Below are 14,958 nucleotides of genomic sequence, written 5' to 3' on the forward strand. Positions count from 1 at the left end.
ACACCGTCGCTTAAGAACATCTTGACAAATTCTGTTATTTTGTCAATTGAGGAAAGATGGACGGCTCGGCGATCGACGACGGTACACCGCAGACGCTGGAAAGCCTGAAGCGCGCCCGCATCCTCGACGGCGCGATGAAGGTGTTTCTGGCGTACGGGTTCGCGCGCACGACGATGGACGACATCGCGCGCGCCTCGGACTTGTCACGGCCGGCGCTGTACCTGCTGTTCAAGAACAAGACGGACATCTACCGCGCCATCGCCGAGACGCTGCTGCGCCACAGCCTCGACACTGCCCGCGCGGCGCTCGCGCGCGACGAACCGTTCGCCAGGCGCATGGAGGCGGTGGCCGACGAAGCGCTGATCGCGCTGATGCAGACATTCCAGCAGTCCGCCCACGGCGCCGAGATCCTCGACAAGAAGAACAGCCTCGCCGGCGATGTCGTCGAAACGTGGCGCAACACGATGACCGGCCTGCTGGCGGCGGCGATCGAGGAGGAGGCGGCGCGTGCGGGAACGGACCTCGGCGCCAGCGGGCTGTCGGCCGCGATGCTTGCAAACCTGCTGCTCGATGGGCTGGAGGGCATGAAGATGCGCAATCCCGACCCGGATGCACAGCGCGAAGGTGCGCGTGGGCTGATACGCGCGGTGGAACGCATCCTCAGGCCCTGAACGGCTTTTTGACAGGCTTCACCTCTTCCTCACCGCCTCCGGCTTCGCCCGGTTGGCAAGGAATGCACGGACACGGCTGCCGACGCCGTGCGGGCGTTTTGGAACCATGCCGGGCACCAGCATGTCGGAGAGGTCGAGCGTCGGCTCCTTGCCGACCTTGTCGTAATTTTCTTCCAGCCAGTCACCGGCCGCCGAGCGGCCGAGGTCGCGCAGATATTCGAGGAAAGCCCATTCGGCATTGACCTTGGAGGAGGCGGAGAGATCCTTGAAAGCCTCGTCGGCATCGATGCGGTGCATGCGGATATCCCGGTATTCGCCATGCGGGATGCGGCCGGCGGCGATCAGTTCCTTGATGAAGGCAATGGCGCGGAATTCGCGCAGCAGTGCGGCGTTGAAGGTGATTTCGTCGATGCGGTTCTGGATCTCGTTGGCGGTCCTTGGCACACCCTCGCGAACCACCGGATTGATCTGGACAAGCAGCACGTCCTCGGTGGCATTTGTGTAGAAGAACGGGTAGATCGCCGGATTGCCGCCATAGCCGCCGTCCCAATAGGGCGCGCCGTCAATCTCGACGGCCTGGAAGATCAGCGGCAGGCAGGCCGAGGCCATCACCACGTCCTCGCTTATGTCCTCCGTTTCGAAGACCCGCAGCTGGCCGGTTTCGACATTGGTTGCTGACAGGAACAGCTTCAGCGCCTTGCAGGCGCGCACATTGTCGAAATCGATCTCGGCGCGCACCACATCGCGCAGCGGATTGATGTTGTAGGGATTGGCGAGATAGGGCGAAAACAGCCGCGACATGGAATCGAACCACAAATAGCCCGGCGTGTTTTCGACCGACCAGTTGCCCCACAGCATGTCCCAGGGCGAGCGCTGCACCGGGCTGAAGCGACCGGTGCGGCCGACCGCGCGCCAGAAATCGGCGAGCTTCTGCCGTGCTCCGTCGGCGCCGCCACGCATCCATCCGTCGGCCATGGCGACCGCGTTCATGGCGCCGGCGCTGGTGCCGGACACCGCTGCGAAATCGAGGCGGCCATCCTCCAGCAGGCGGTCGAGCACGCCCCAGGAGAAGGCGCCATGCGAGCCGCCGCCCTGCAGCGCGATGTTGACCGGCTTTTTCTCGCCTTTGGCGTTGGTGTTCATCCGGGCGATCTCACTGAGCGGTCCAGCCGCCATCCACCGAGATCGGCGTGCCGGTGATCTGCGCGGCGTTGTCGGAACAGAGGAAGGCGACGGTGCCGCCGATCTGCTCGACCGTGGCGAACTGCCTGGTCGGTTGCCGGTCGAGCATGACCTCGCGGATGACGGTCTCGCGGTCCATGTTGTGCGCCTTCATCTGATCGGGAATCTGCGCCTCGACCAGCGGGGTCAGCACGTAGCCGGGGCAGATGGCGTTGCAGGTGATGCCCTGTTCGGCGACTTCCAGCGCCACCGTCTTGGTGAGGCCGAGAATGCCATGCTTGGCAGATACATAGGCCGATTTGAACGGCGACGCACGCAGCCCGTGCGCCGAGGCGATATTGACGATGCGGCCCCACTTCCTTGCCTTCATCAGCGGCAGCGCGGCAGCCGTGGTGTGGAAGGCCGAGGAAAGGTTGATCGCGATGATGCGATCCCACTGTTCGGCCGGGAATTCGTCGACCGGCGCGACGTGCTGGATGCCGGCATTGTTGACCAGGATGTCGACGCCGCCAAACCTTTCCGCGGCTTTCTTCACCAGCGCGCGGCAATCGTCGCCCTTAGACATGTCGGCCTGGACATAGATCGCCTCGACCGCATGTTTCGCGGCGATCTCGGCCGCAATGGCATGGTCTGCTTCGGTGTCGGAGAAGGAATTGACGACGATATTGCAGCCTTCGGCGGCGAGCGCATGGGCGATCGCCAGGCCAATGCCCGAGGTTGAGCCGGTGATGATGGCGGTCTTCTTGGCAAGTGCCATGATAGTGTCCTTTCGGCAGTCTTGTTGCGGCGCAATATACATATTGCTTTGCAGCAAAAATGCGAAGGCAGTGTTATCACCCTGTTTGTGAACGTCGATGACCACGCCCGCTTGCGCTCCTTCGCTCCGCTCTGGTCTGCCGGCTTGTCTATCAAGACCCCCTCTCCGGTTTGCTACGCAAACCACCTCTCCCCCATTTCATGGGGGCGAGGAACCCAAGCTGGAAGGGCGTCGGCATCGCGGCAGCGGTTCCTCGCCCCCGCCGAGCGGGGGAGAGGTGTCGAGGCGAAGCCGAGACGGAGAGGGGGTTCTTCATCAGCACAAGCTTCTCCGTCGCCACGCCCCGTTTCCGGTCTGGCCATTGCTGGGGAAAATGGGGAAGCGGGGCGCCGGGTCAGCACCTCGTAAGTAAATTATTGGCGCCTTCCCAGGCGCCGCCGGTGTTCTTGCCCTACCGCAGGGAGCGCGGCTTTCACACCGCGAACTAGCCTCGGTCAGGGCCCGGACCTACGGGTTCATTCCCCAGCAACGCCACCGTAGCGCTGCCGATCCGGCACCGTCGCCCTCCCTGATACCCGGTGCGCACCAGGTTCCCGTGAGGGCGATGCAGCCATTATGCGGGAGGGATCGAGGGGTGTGGATAAAAGAAAATGAAAGACTGCTGACAGGTGCTGACTATGGGGGAACCGGCCTTCTCCCCTTGTTGTGGGAGAAGGCGCCTGAGCGCAGCGAAGGCGGATGAGGGGTGTTTCCAGCCTGATGAGTCGCGCTTCGCCCAGCACCCCTCATCCGACCTCACCCTCGCAAGCTCGGGCTCGGCCACCTTCTCCCACAAGGGGAGAAGGGAGAGGCGCGCGTTCTGTGCCGCTTTCGTACTGCCGCCCTGTCACGGCATGATGGAGATTCCGGCCATGATGGCGTGGCGCGAACACCAGCGCATCTCCCCACAAGGAGGAGATGCGCTGGCCTCAAGGTCGCCGCCAGTCGCCAACGGTTGCCCACGTTGGCGTGACGAGCCGCAACCTGTGCTAGAATAGTTTCAGCAGGCGGATCGTTCCGACGAAGTCCTGCTCGAAGCCGCCTTCGGCATTCACGTCAGTGCCGATCATGCCGCCGAGCTGAAGTGTCGGCGTGAGGAAGGTGCTGGCATGGAGGCGGATCTGATCGTTGCGGGTCTTGATCCCGGTATAGGTGTCATTGACGAAATTCTCGCCGCCGAACGTTCCGGAATAGCCGACCGACACCGAGGTGGTCGGGGAGAACTGATAGCGCAGATAGGCCTGGAACTGGGCCGAAGCGTCGCGCGAGAACTCGATGCCATTTTCGGTATGGTCGGCCCGCCAGTTCACATCGAAGGCGGCGTCGACAAAGAAACCGTTGCCCAGGCCCTGAATGAGACCGACCTGCGGCATGAAGCTCCAGCTTCCCGATCCCAGATTGATGGCGCTCGGATTGTCGCTGAAGGCGCCCGTCGGTGTCACCAGATAGGCGGTCACGCCGATCGTCGTGCCGGTCGGCTCAGCGCTGTGCACCGGAAAGACAGTGAACCCGAAGGTCAGATCGCCAAGCCCATCCTTCGTCGGAGGCTCGCCGCCGCCGATGCGCGCCTCGGTAAAGCCGCCAAAAGGCAAGAAGGCCTGCACCGCAATCGGAATGCCGCCAATATCGTTGTAGTGGAGATAGCGCGCGATGCCGAGACCGACGCCGAGTTCGGAATTCGGAACATCGCCGACGCCGTCGACATTAAGACTGCCGGCGGTGGAGTATTGCCCGTAAGCGAGAAACAAGTTGGTGCCCGAAGGCAGGACCGTATAGTCGGCCGGAAAAATATCGAGTGCCTGCGCCTGCGTGGCCGCGCTCAAACAGCCGGCAAAGCCCGCCGCAAACTGTCCCCTCTTCGTCATTCCCCAAATCCTCCCAGAATTGTCTTGACAGCTGACCAAAATTTACAAGCCAGTCGTAAGAAAGAATTTGGTCAATCGTCAAGGATGCAATCACGTCGCGGAAGATTCGCGCATGGGTTGTGACTATTCTGCAACGAATTAGCCGGCGCACGACAAGGCGTGCGCGAATTGTCCGGTGTTTTTCGGATCAGTTCCGCTGCGGGGCGCAGCAGAGGGAGAGGAATTCGCGAACGTGCGTCTGCAGATCCGTCAAGGCAGCGGGATCGTCATCCAGGAAACGCAAAAGCGCCGTTTGAAACAGCCCGTCCAGCGACGCATAGGCCACTTCCCGGGAGACCGTGGGCTGAATGCCGCGCAGCGAAAACGCCTTGGTCATGACCCGCCAGACCATGTCTTCCAGGCTCTTGTCGATTTCGGCGACATCGCCTCGAAAAGTGTCCTCGAACAGAGCCTGCGACCGCAGGTCATACCAGAGGCGATGCAGCAATGCGTCCTCGCGAAGCGTCTGGGCAAGGCCGCTTGCGAATTTCTCCCGCAGTTCCTCGTACGAAGCCGCATCGAGCACGATCTGGTCGTAGCGAAGCACGCACTTCGCCTTGTAGTCCCGCACGCAGTAGGCGATCAGGTCATCCTTGTCGCTGAAGTAGTAGTGGATCACGCCATGCGAGAAACGGGATTTCTGTGCGATCTCCCGCAAGCTCGTGCGGGCGTAACCCAGTTCCGCCAGCGTATGCAGGGCGGCATTCACAAGTTCGGCCCGGCGTTCGGAGAACTTGTCCGCCGGAGGGCGTCGCTCCTTCCTCTGCTTCTGGGCCAATTCCATCAAAAGGTCTCTCAGATTCGCTCCACTCCCCCCAACATATGAACCCGAGGGCATGTTGAAAAGGCGAGTCAGCTTATCACGCATTCCTCATATACCGCCATCGAAAATCAAATCGATTGAATGCCTTGCATTGCCGCCCGGAATGCCGGTCTCCCGCTTGTCCGTCAGAACATGTAGCCGCCGCTGCAGACGACAACCTGTCCGCTGATGTAGTTCGATTCCGGGATGCAGAAGAGGTATATGGCGCCCGCCGCCTCCTCCGGCGTGCCGCCCCGGCCAAGCGGAATGCCCTCTTCAAGCGCCTTCATGACATCAGGATTGACGCCGACCTTGATGTCGCGGCCCTCGACCTTGATTGTGCTCGCGCCGGCCGGCGCCTGGGTCAGGCGCGTCTTGATCAGGCCGAAGGCGACGCTGTTGACATTGACCTTGAAGCGTCCCCACTCCTTCGCCATGACCTTCGTCATGCCATTGACGCCGGCTTTCGCGGCGCCATAGCCGAGTTGGCCGGCATTGCCGCCGACGCCGGCCAGCGAAGAGATGTTGACCACCTTGCGGAACACTTCGCGGCCCTCTTCTGCTTCCATCTTCGCATTGGCGCGGATGAATTCGGAAGCGGCGCGCAAGATGCGGAATGGCGCGGTCATGTGGACGTCGATCATCGCGTACCACTGCTCGTCCGTCATCTTGCCGACAGTGTTGTCCCAGGTGTAGCCGGCATTGTTGACGATGATGTCCAGCCTGCCGAAGGAATCGATCGCGGTCTTGACGAAACGGTGCCCGAAATCCGCGTCGGTGACGCTGCCCACACAGGCGATCGCCTTAGAACCGGCGTCGCCGATGGCTGCGACCGTTTCTTCGGCGAAGGTTCCGTCGAGATCGTTGACGACGATGCGCGCGCCGTCGCGCGCCAGTTTCAGCGCGATCTCCCTGCCGATGCCGCGGCCCGAGCCGGAGATCAGAGCGACCTTTCCGTCGAGTTTACCCATGTCCGTCCCTCTCGTTGCTGTCCAGGAATTCGCTGACCACGCCTGCGGCTTCCCGCGCGCTGGAGATCAGGAACAGGTGGCCGTCTTCGAAGACGTGCAGCCGGCTGTCGCGGATGAGGCCGGCCAGGATCTTTGCGTTCACCAGCGGAATGACCGGATCGTCATCGCCGGCCATCACCAGTGTCGGCTGACCGAGCAGCGGCAGCCACGGCACGCTCGTCCAGCCCATCAGGGCGAGCTGCTGGTAGAGATAGCCAAGCTTGCTGGTCTTGCGGAATTCCTCGACCGGCGACTTGCTGTCGCGGGCCTTGCCGCCATAGATCTGGCCGGCGATCCCGGCGCGGTAGCTGGCGTCGTTGAACCGCTTCGGCGTGATGAACTTGGCCAGCACCGAAAGCTTCGGCGGCACCATCAAGACGCCTTGCGAGGTCGCAGCGAGGATCAACCTGCGGCAGCGCCGCGGATTCTGCAGCGCGAACTGCTGCGCGAAAGCCCCGCCCCAGGAGACGCCGAGCACGTCGACCTGGCCGTAGCCGAGCTTGTCCAGAACGCCGCTGGCGACCATGGACAGCATCCACATCCGATAGGGCACGAGCATCGGGCCGGATTCGCCGGTGCCGGGCACGTCGAAGGCGATGATCTCGCGCCCGGCCAACGCGTCGGCGAACGGCACCAGAAGCTCCAGGCTCGCGCCGATCCCATTGAGCAGGAGCAGCGGCGTCTTCGCCTTGTCGCCGGGCCATACCGCCACGCGGATGCTGGAGCCATAGACCGTGACCTGCGACAGCTGCATCTCGCGCGTGGCCGCGCCGCGGACGAGCCGCGCCGGCTCGTCGATTTTGTTTTTTGCCGAGGCGCTTCTAGCCGCGTTCATGGACATAGGTGCCGGGTGCGGCCCCGAGCGGCGGAAAGTCCTTGTTGCCCGGGCTGTCGGGAGCGGGGACAAGAGCGCCGCCACGCTCGGACGTCCAGGCGACGCCATGGTCCCACCAGCTGCCGGCGTGCCGGGTGGCGGAAGCGAGCCATTCCTCGGCAGTGTCGGGCTTTTCGCCATGGGTGAAGAAACTCGCCTTGGGATTGCCCGGCGGGCAGACGATGGTCTGGATATGGCCTGAGTTGCCGAGCACGAACTGGCTGCGCTCACCCAGCAGCTGGGCGCTGCGGTAGACGCTCTGCCAGACGCAGAGATGGTCGTTCGCCGCGCCCAGCACGTAGCTGTCGATGCCGAGATCTGCGAGCCCGGCAATCGGCGTGCCGCGCACCGTCATTGCGCCATCGGTGACGAAGGGATTTTCCTCCACGAACCGCGAGAAATCGTGGTTGAACTGCGCCGTCATGCCGGTGCCGTCGCCGTTCCAGTACAGCACGTCGAAGGCGGACGGCGTCTTGCCCAGGAGATAGTTGCTGACCCAGTAGTTCCAGATCAGGTCGTTCGGCCGCAGCATCGCGAACAGCAGGGTAAACTCATTGGCGCTGATACGTTTGTTACGGGCCACCTTTTTCATGACCGCACTGGCGGCAGCGCCCTCTTCTTTGACGAAGGCGCTCAGCGACGGAGCCTTCGACATCGCCTTCATGTCGAGCGGCGACACCACCAGGAGCAGGCTATTGATCTTGCGCGTGTTTTTCGCCGCGTAGTAGCCGGCCATCGAAACGACGACCGGGCCCGCCCCGCACACCGCCCAGATGTTGACATCGCTGGAGCCGGCGATGGCTGACGTCGCGTCGATCGCGGCGTCGACCGCGTCCTGATAGTCCGGCATGCCCCAGCGGTCATGCCGCTTTTGCGGGTTGCGCCAGGCCAGCACGAACACCGAGTGCCCCTTCTGGATGAAATATTCCAGGATGCTGCGCTTTGGCGCGATATCGAAGATGTAGAACTTGTTGACGATCGAGGGCACGACGAGGATCGGCCGCTCATGCACCTCTTGCGTCTGCGGCGCATACTGGATGAGCTCGAACATCTCCGTGCGCAGCACCACCGAACCCGGTGTGACAGCGAGATTGCCGCCAACCTCGAAGGCGCTCTCGTCGACCTGGCTCGGGATCGGCCGGCGTTTTCGTACGTCGCCGATCAGGTTCTGCGCGCCGCGCACTATGCTCATGCCTTTGGTGTCGCGCGCTTCGCGCACAGCCGCCGGATTGCCGAGCAGGAAATTGGTCGGCGCGAAGGCTTCGCCCACCTGCTCGAGCAGGAAGCGGCCGCGATCGTCCACGCCAGCATCGTCGGCATAGGTCCCGACCGCCGCGCGCCACGCCAGATAGGTCTGCAGCAGGCCGGCGTAATACGGATTGTCGCGGTAAGCGTCGTCGGCGAAGCGGCGGTCGCCCGCTTCCGGTTCGCGCCGCGCGCCGCTTGTGGCGAGACGGCCGAGATCGCCCCAGAAGCCGAAGGCCGCCCTGGCAGCCGCCATCGGCTTGGTGAAAGCGTCGACCATCATGGCGTTGGCCGTGCCGATGAGATCCGACGGCAGGAAATCGCCGGTCACGTTCTGCCCAAGCGCGCTCTCCACCGTGCGGTGGATCTGGTCGTTGGGCATCGACGCAGCCGTCTCGTCGGCTGCTGGCCGGCTATCGCCGGCGGGGCCGTTGCCGGCCTTGCGTCTTGCCGTCGCGGCCATCACAAGCCTTCCCTGGTCGGCGCCTTCCAGGAGTAGTCGGCGGCAACATGGATCTGCCCGACGTCGCGCCCGGCGCCGTGATCTACCTGCCGGTGAATGCGCCGGGCGGCCTTCTCTATCTCGGCGATTGCCACGCGGCCCAGGGCGATGGCGAACTCTGCGGCGTCGCCATCGAGCACCCGACCGTCACCACCGTCCAGATCGACCTGATCAAGGGCTGGAATTTCCGCTGGGCCCGCCTGGAGACGGCGGAAACGATCATGACCATCGGCTCCGGGCGGCCCATGGAAGACGCCGCGCGGATCGCCTACCGCGAACTGGTCCGCTGGATGGCGGCCGACTACGGCTTCAGTGAAATCGATGCGTATATGCTCCTGACCCAGGTCGGAAAAGTGCGGCAATATGGTCGATCCCAAATACACATTGGGAGCGTCCATCAACAAGCGATACCTTCCCGATCCGAAGAGCGCCTCCTGACGAATCTGGCTGCACACCCGCCCGTTGGAGCACGATTATTTCGCCTCAACGAGGCAGAAGACCTCGCAAAGCGAAGGTCCCGACACTCTGGACAAAAAAGCCGGGCTGAACCCGGCTCTTTTCAATTCCGTTCGCAGGCGGCGGTCAGGCGGCCAGCGCGCTTTCCAGCGTGGTAAGCTGGGCGAGGAACTGCTCGGCCTTGGTCTTTGCCTTGTCGTCCTTGGCGTCGGCCACGTCTTCCTTGGCCTCCTGTATGCGGCGGGCAAGGTCGTCGCGATCGATGTCGCCGACAGCAACCGCCGATTCGGCGAGCAGCGTGCAGCCTTCCGGCAAGATGTCGGCGAAGCCGCCGAACACCACATAACGCTCTTCCGCGCCCGAGGCGGGTTTAACAGTGACGACGCCCGGCTTGATGGTGGTCATCACCGGCGCGTGGTTGGCCATCACGGTCATCTCGCCTTCGGCGCCCGGAATGACGACATGCTGGACCTCTTCGGAGACCAGCAGACGCTCGGGCGAGACGAGTTCGAATTTGAAGTTGTCGGCCATGATCCAATTAGTGAATAGTGAATGGTGAATGGTGGATGGCCGCAACGACCCGTCACCACGTCATCATCTGCTATTCGCTACCTCCATTCACCATTCACTATTGACCATTCACACTCAGGCCGCTTCCGCCGCCAGGCGCTGCGCCTTTTCGACCGCTTCCTCGATGGTGCCGACCATGTAGAAGGCGGCTTCGGGGAGGTGGTCGTAGTCGCCGTTGGCCAGGCCCTTGAAGCCCTTGATGGTGTCGGCGAGGTCGACCAGCTTGCCCGGCGAACCCGTGAACACTTCGGCGACGAAGAACGGCTGCGACAGGAAGCGCTCGATCTTGCGGGCGCGGGCAACGGCCAGCTTGTCTTCTTCCGACAGCTCGTCCATACCCAGGATCGCGATGATGTCCTGCAGCGACTTGTAGCGCTGGAGGATCGACTGCACCTGGCGGGCGACCGCGTAGTGCTCCTCGCCGACGACCAGCGGGTCGAGCATGCGCGAGGTCGAGTCGAGCGGATCCACCGCCGGATAGATGCCCTTTTCGGCGATCGAGCGGTTGAGCGTCGTCGTCGCGTCAAGGTGGGCAAACGACGTTGCCGGCGCCGGGTCGGTCAAGTCGTCGGCCGGCACGTAGATCGCCTGCACCGAGGTGATCGAACCCTTGGTGGTGGTGGTGATGCGTTCCTGCAGCGCGCCCATGTCGGTGGCGAGCGTCGGCTGGTAGCCCACGGCCGAAGGAATGCGGCCGAGAAGCGCCGACACTTCCGAACCCGCCTGGGTGAAGCGGAAGATGTTGTCGACGAAGAACAGCACGTCCTGGCCCTGGTCGCGGAAATATTCGGCGACCGTGAGGCCGGTCAGGCCGACGCGGGCGCGCGCGCCCGGCGGCTCGTTCATCTGGCCGTAGACGAGGGCAGCCTTGGAGCCTTCGCCGCCGCCCTTCTTGTTGACACCCGATTCGATGAACTCGTGATAGAGATCATTGCCCTCGCGGGTGCGCTCGCCGACGCCGGCGAACACCGAGTAGCCGCCGTGGGCCTTGGCGATGTTGTTGATCAGTTCCTGGATCAGCACGGTCTTGCCGACGCCGGCGCCGCCGAACAGACCGATCTTGCCGCCCTTGGCGTAGGGAGCCAAGAGGTCGAGCACCTTGATGCCGGTGATCAGGATCTGCGCTTCCGTCGACTGGTCGACATATTCCGGAGCCGGCTGGTGGATGGCGCGGAATTCGGTCGCCTTGACCGGGCCTTCCTCATCGACCGGCTCGCCGATGACGTTGATGATGCGGCCGAGCATTTCGGGGCCGACCGGCACCGAGATCGGGCCGCCGGTGTCGGTGACCGCCTGGCCGCGGACGAGACCTTCGGTCGAGTCCATGGCGATGGTGCGGACCGTGTTTTCGCCAAGATGCTGGGCGACTTCGAGAACCAGGCGGTTGCCGCGGTTGTCGGTTTCCAGCGCGTTCAGGATCGCCGGCAGGTTGCCTTCGTCGAACTGCACGTCGACGACGGCGCCGATGACCTGGCGGACTTTGCCGACCGATCCGGATGCCCTCTTCGCCGTTGCCGGCGCCTTGGCCGCCGCCGCCTTCACGGGAGCCGCCGCCTTGACCGGCGCCGTCTTCTTGGCCGCCGGAGCCTTTGCCGCCGCTGCCGGCGCCTTGGCCGGTGCGGCCTTCTTCGGGGTCGCTGCTTTCGCCATTTTGTCTACCCTTTTCGTCCGTTTCGTCTCGCGCGATGCGGAAGCTTTGCCTTCCGCGCCCGCGCGCCTAGAGCGCTTCGGCGCCCGAAATGATTTCGATCAGTTCCTTGGTGATCTGCGCCTGGCGCTGACGGTTGTAGGTGATCGACAGCTTGTTGATCATCTCGCCGGCATTGCGTGTCGCATTGTCCATGGCGCTCATCTTGGCGCCCATCTCGCCGGCAGCGTTTTCGAGCAGCGCCCGGAAAATCTGCACCGCGATGTTGCGCGGGATGAGGTCGCCAAGAATTTCGCCCGGCTCCGGCTCGTATTCGTAGACGGCGCTGCCGGCCGATTCCGGCTCCGCGGCGGCGACCGAGTCGGCCGCCGGGATGATCTGCTGCGCCGTCGGAACCTGGCTGATCACCGACTTGAATTCCGAATAGAACAGCGTGCAGACGTCGAACTGGCCTTCGTTGAACAGCGCGATCACCTTGCGGGCGATGGCGTCGGCATTGACGAAGCCGAGCGTCTTCACTTCGCGCAGGTCGACGCGGTCGATGATCAGGTTGCCATAGTCGCGGCGAAGGATATCGTAGCCCTTCTTGCCGACGCTGATGATCTTGACGGTCTTGCCCGCCGCGATGAGCTTGCGGGCATGCTCGCGGGCAAGCCGCGAAATCTGCGAGTTGAAGCCGCCGCAAAGGCCGCGCTCGGCGGTGCAGACGACGAGCAGGTGCACGTCGTCCTTGCCGGTGCCGGTCATCAGCGCCGGGGCTTCGCCGCCGCCGCCGACCGCCTGAGCGATGTTGGCGAGCACGGCGCCCATGCGCTGCGAATAGGGCCGGGCCGCTTCCGCCGCTTCCTGGGCGCGGCGCAGTTTCGCCGCGGCGACCATCTGCATCGCCTTGGTGATCTTCTGCGTCGCCTTGACCGAGGCGATACGGTTACGAAGGTCTTTTAGTGAAGCCATGCCTCAACCCTGATCCGTTCCGCCCTGTTCAGGCGAAGTTCTTGGCGAACGCGTCGATCTGCGCCTTGAGGTTGGCGCGCGTCTCATCCGTCAGCTGCTTGTCCTTGCGGATCGTATCGAGCACGCCCTTGCCTTCCGAGCGCATGTGGGCGAGCAGCCCCTGCTCGAACTTGCCGACCTGGTTGACGGCGAGCTTGTCGAGGTAGCCATTGACGCCGGCGAAGATCACCGCGACCTGCTCTTCGACCTTGAGCGGCGAGAACTGCGGCTGCTTCAGCAGCTCCGTCAGGCGGGCGCCGCGGTTCAGGAGGCGCTGCGTGGCAGCGTCGAGATCAGAACCGAACTGCGCGAAGGCCGCCATTTCGCGATACTGCGCGAGCTCGCCCTTGATCGAGCCGGCGACCTGCTTCATCGCCTTGATCTGCGCCGACGAACCGACGCGCGACACCGAGAGGCCGACGTTCACCGCCGGGCGGATGCCCTGGAAGAACAGGTTGGTCTCGAGGAAGATCTGGCCGTCGGTGATCGAGATCACGTTGGTCGGGATGTAGGCCGACACGTCGTTGGCCTGCGTCTCGATGACCGGCAGCGCGGTCAGCGAACCGTTGCCGTTGTCGTCGTTGAGCTTGGCGGCGCGCTCGAGCAGGCGCGAGTGCAGGTAGAAGACGTCGCCCGGATAGGCTTCGCGGCCCGGCGGGCGGCGCAGGAGCAGCGACATCTGGCGGTAGGCGACGGCCTGCTTGGACAGGTCGTCATAGCCGATCAGCGCGTGCTGGCCGTTGTCGCGGAAATATTCGCCCATGGTGCAGGCGGTGAACGGCGCCAGGAACTGCATCGGAGCCGGGTCCGATGCGGTGGCGGCGACGATGATCGAATATTCGAGCGCGCCGCGCTCTTCGAGCACCTTCACGAACTGAGCGACGGTCGAGCGCTTCTGGCCGACGGCGACGTAGACGCAGTAGAGTTTTTCCGAATCCGGGCCGCTCTGGTGAATGGCCTTCTGGTTCAGGATGGTGTCGAGGATGATGGCGGTCTTGCCGGTCTGGCGGTCGCCGATGACCAGCTCGCGCTGGCCGCGTCCGACCGGGATGAGCGCGTCGATGGCCTTCAGGCCGGTCGACATGGGCTCGTGCACCGACTTGCGGGGAATGATGCCGGGCGCCTTGACGTCGACGCGCATGCGCTTCTCCGCCTTGATCGGGCCCTTGCCGTCGATCGGGTTGCCGAGCGCGTCGACGACACGGCCGAGCAGGCCGGGGCCGACGGGGGCGTCAACGATGGCGCCGGTGCGCTTGACGGTGTCGCCTTCCTTGATGTCGCGGTCGTTGCCGAAGATGACGACGCCGACATTGTCGCTTTCGAGGTTGAGCGCCATGCCGCGGATGCCGCCGGGGAATTCGACCATCTCGCCCGCCTGGACGTTGTCGAGGCCGTAGACACGGGCGATACCGTCACCGACGGACAGCACCTGGCCGACTTCGGAGACTTCAGCCTCCTTGCCGAAGTTCTTGATCTGATCTTTCAGGATTGCGGAAATTTCCGCGGCGCGGATATCCATCAGCCGACCTCTTTCAGTGCAAGCTTGAGCGAATTGAGTTTGGTTTTGAGCGACGTGTCGATCTGGCGCGAGCCCATCTTGACGACGAGACCGCCGAGCAGCGACGGATCGACCGTCACGGCGATCGAGACGTCCTTGCCGGCAACGCCTTTCAGCGCCGCCTTCAGCTCGGTTTGCTGGGCCGGCGTCAGCGCATGCGCCGACGTGACTTCTGCAGAGATTTCACCGCGCGCCTCGGCGGCGATGCGGCGGAAGGCGCGGATCATGCCGGGGACGGCGAACAGGCGGCGGTTCCTGGCCACGACGCGCAGGAAATTGCCGACGAGACCGCCAATCTTCGCCGTGTCGAGGATGGCCGAGATGGCTTTCAGCTGGTCTTCGGCCGAGAAAACCGGGCTCTTGATCAACCGGTCGAGATCGTCGCTGCCCTGAAGCAGCTCTTCGAAGCGGCCGAGGTTCTTTTCCACCTCGGCGACGGTGTTTGCCTGGGCGGCGAGTTCGAACAATGAACCCGCATAACGCTCGGCAACACCGGAGATTGGCGAGTTAGACTGAGCCACGGACCGTCTTTTCTCTCGTCTGACAGGCCGCAAGATTTCTGGCGCGAGTACCGGACTCTGGCTAAATCTTTGACCTTGTTGAATTTTACTGGCTTTAAGGGATTCCTGACGGCACCCCCCGGCCAAAAGTCGATTGCCGTCTAGCACAGGCTTTTGGCTACGGCAACACGGCAAAACACACGCTTTTCAGGCAGTTTTGTCGCAGCACTGTCATACCCGCCCAGGC

13 protein-coding genes and 1 pseudogene are annotated in these 14,958 nt (G+C 63.6%); 2 read left to right on the top strand and 12 right to left on the bottom strand.

Features of this window, described 5'->3' with window-relative positions; genetic code table 11:
- The first annotated feature begins 56 nt into the window (after window positions 1-56).
- Window positions 57-671, top strand: a complete 615-nt coding sequence (locus F3H98_RS08235; RefSeq protein ID WP_149759638.1) for a TetR/AcrR family transcriptional regulator — start codon at window positions 57-59, stop codon at window positions 669-671.
- Window positions 672-689: 18 nt separating this feature from the next.
- Here F3H98_RS08235 and F3H98_RS08240 read toward each other — a convergent pair whose 3' ends face one another.
- The 7 genes from F3H98_RS08240 to F3H98_RS08270 form a co-directional block, all read right to left on the bottom strand.
- A complete protein-coding gene (locus tag F3H98_RS08240) occupies window positions 690-1,814 on the bottom strand; it encodes a patatin-like phospholipase family protein (RefSeq protein ID WP_149759639.1) in 1,125 nt (374 codons plus the stop codon).
- A gap of 10 nt (window positions 1,815-1,824) precedes the next feature.
- A complete protein-coding gene (locus F3H98_RS08245; RefSeq protein WP_149759640.1) occupies window positions 1,825-2,610 on the bottom strand; it encodes a 3-hydroxybutyrate dehydrogenase in 786 nt (261 codons plus the stop codon).
- 1,028 nt (window positions 2,611-3,638) lie between these two features.
- Window positions 3,639-4,514, bottom strand: coding sequence for a transporter (locus F3H98_RS08250; protein ID WP_149759641.1), 876 nt, complete (start codon window positions 4,512-4,514; stop codon window positions 3,639-3,641).
- 187 nt (window positions 4,515-4,701) lie between these two features.
- Window positions 4,702-5,337, bottom strand: coding sequence for a TetR/AcrR family transcriptional regulator (locus tag F3H98_RS08255; RefSeq protein WP_149759642.1), 636 nt, complete (start codon window positions 5,335-5,337; stop codon window positions 4,702-4,704).
- 164 nt (window positions 5,338-5,501) lie between these two features.
- Window positions 5,502-6,326: an SDR family NAD(P)-dependent oxidoreductase gene (locus tag F3H98_RS08260; RefSeq protein ID WP_149759643.1), complete on the bottom strand. Its 825-nt coding sequence runs from the start codon at window positions 6,324-6,326 to the stop codon at window positions 5,502-5,504.
- Complete coding sequence (gene phaZ, locus F3H98_RS08265; RefSeq protein ID WP_244621641.1) at window positions 6,319-7,200, bottom strand: poly(3-hydroxyalkanoate) depolymerase; 882 nt, start codon at window positions 7,198-7,200, stop codon at window positions 6,319-6,321. Before phaZ ends, F3H98_RS08260 begins: the two co-directional genes overlap by 8 nt.
- On the bottom strand, window positions 7,187-8,947 hold the full coding sequence (locus F3H98_RS08270; RefSeq protein ID WP_149759644.1) for an alpha/beta fold hydrolase: 1,761 nt from the start codon (window positions 8,945-8,947) through the stop codon (window positions 7,187-7,189). Before F3H98_RS08270 ends, phaZ begins: the two co-directional genes overlap by 14 nt.
- Before the next feature lie 23 nt (window positions 8,948-8,970).
- Here F3H98_RS08270 and F3H98_RS08275 point away from each other — a divergent pair.
- Window positions 8,971-9,424 (top strand): annotated as a pseudogene (locus F3H98_RS08275) (acetamidase/formamidase family protein); the annotation flags it as partial.
- Between the two features lie 144 nt (window positions 9,425-9,568).
- Here the strand turns inward: F3H98_RS08275 and F3H98_RS08280 are convergent.
- From F3H98_RS08280 to F3H98_RS08300, 5 genes are all read right to left on the bottom strand, one after another.
- Window positions 9,569-9,973 carry a F0F1 ATP synthase subunit epsilon gene (locus F3H98_RS08280; RefSeq protein ID WP_149759645.1) on the bottom strand — a complete coding sequence of 135 codons (405 nt, stop codon included), beginning with the start codon at window positions 9,971-9,973 and terminating at the stop codon, window positions 9,569-9,571.
- A gap of 114 nt (window positions 9,974-10,087) precedes the next feature.
- Window positions 10,088-11,662: a F0F1 ATP synthase subunit beta gene (gene atpD / locus F3H98_RS08285; RefSeq protein WP_149759646.1), complete on the bottom strand. Its 1,575-nt coding sequence runs from the start codon at window positions 11,660-11,662 to the stop codon at window positions 10,088-10,090.
- 67 nt (window positions 11,663-11,729) lie between these two features.
- Window positions 11,730-12,614, bottom strand: coding sequence for a F0F1 ATP synthase subunit gamma (locus tag F3H98_RS08290; protein ID WP_149759647.1), 885 nt, complete (start codon window positions 12,612-12,614; stop codon window positions 11,730-11,732).
- 28 nt (window positions 12,615-12,642) lie between these two features.
- Window positions 12,643-14,172 carry a F0F1 ATP synthase subunit alpha gene (atpA, locus tag F3H98_RS08295; protein WP_149759648.1) on the bottom strand — a complete coding sequence of 510 codons (1,530 nt, stop codon included), beginning with the start codon at window positions 14,170-14,172 and terminating at the stop codon, window positions 12,643-12,645.
- The gene (locus F3H98_RS08300) at window positions 14,172-14,732 is read right to left on the bottom strand and encodes a F0F1 ATP synthase subunit delta (RefSeq protein ID WP_149759649.1); all 561 of its coding nucleotides are present in this window, start codon (window positions 14,730-14,732) and stop codon (window positions 14,172-14,174) included. Before F3H98_RS08300 ends, atpA begins: the two co-directional genes overlap by 1 nt.
- Window positions 14,733-14,958: the final 226 nt, after the last annotated feature.

The organism is Neomesorhizobium albiziae (assembly GCF_900114255.1).
Lineage (GTDB): Bacteria > Pseudomonadota > Alphaproteobacteria > Rhizobiales > Rhizobiaceae > Neomesorhizobium > Neomesorhizobium albiziae.

Coding starts and splice junctions, on each gene's coding strand:
- F3H98_RS08290 (WP_149759647.1), bottom strand. CDS start 12,614: ATGGCTTCACTAAAAGACCTTCGTAACCGTATCGCCTCGGTCAAGGCG.
- F3H98_RS08250 (WP_149759641.1), bottom strand. CDS start 4,514: ATGACGAAGAGGGGACAGTTTGCGGCGGGCTTTGCCGGCTGTTTGAGC.
- atpA (WP_149759648.1), bottom strand. CDS start 14,172: ATGGATATCCGCGCCGCGGAAATTTCCGCAATCCTGAAAGATCAGATC.
- F3H98_RS08260 (WP_149759643.1), bottom strand. CDS start 6,326: ATGGGTAAACTCGACGGAAAGGTCGCTCTGATCTCCGGCTCGGGCCGC.
- F3H98_RS08255 (WP_149759642.1), bottom strand. CDS start 5,337: ATGGAATTGGCCCAGAAGCAGAGGAAGGAGCGACGCCCTCCGGCGGAC.
- F3H98_RS08240 (WP_149759639.1), bottom strand. CDS start 1,814: ATGAACACCAACGCCAAAGGCGAGAAAAAGCCGGTCAACATCGCGCTG.
- F3H98_RS08280 (WP_149759645.1), bottom strand. CDS start 9,973: ATGGCCGACAACTTCAAATTCGAACTCGTCTCGCCCGAGCGTCTGCTG.
- atpD (WP_149759646.1), bottom strand. CDS start 11,662: ATGGCGAAAGCAGCGACCCCGAAGAAGGCCGCACCGGCCAAGGCGCCG.
- F3H98_RS08235 (WP_149759638.1), top strand. CDS start 57: ATGGACGGCTCGGCGATCGACGACGGTACACCGCAGACGCTGGAAAGC.
- F3H98_RS08270 (WP_149759644.1), bottom strand. CDS start 8,947: ATGGCCGCGACGGCAAGACGCAAGGCCGGCAACGGCCCCGCCGGCGAT.
- F3H98_RS08245 (WP_149759640.1), bottom strand. CDS start 2,610: ATGGCACTTGCCAAGAAGACCGCCATCATCACCGGCTCAACCTCGGGC.
- phaZ (WP_244621641.1), bottom strand. CDS start 7,200: ATGAACGCGGCTAGAAGCGCCTCGGCAAAAAACAAAATCGACGAGCCG.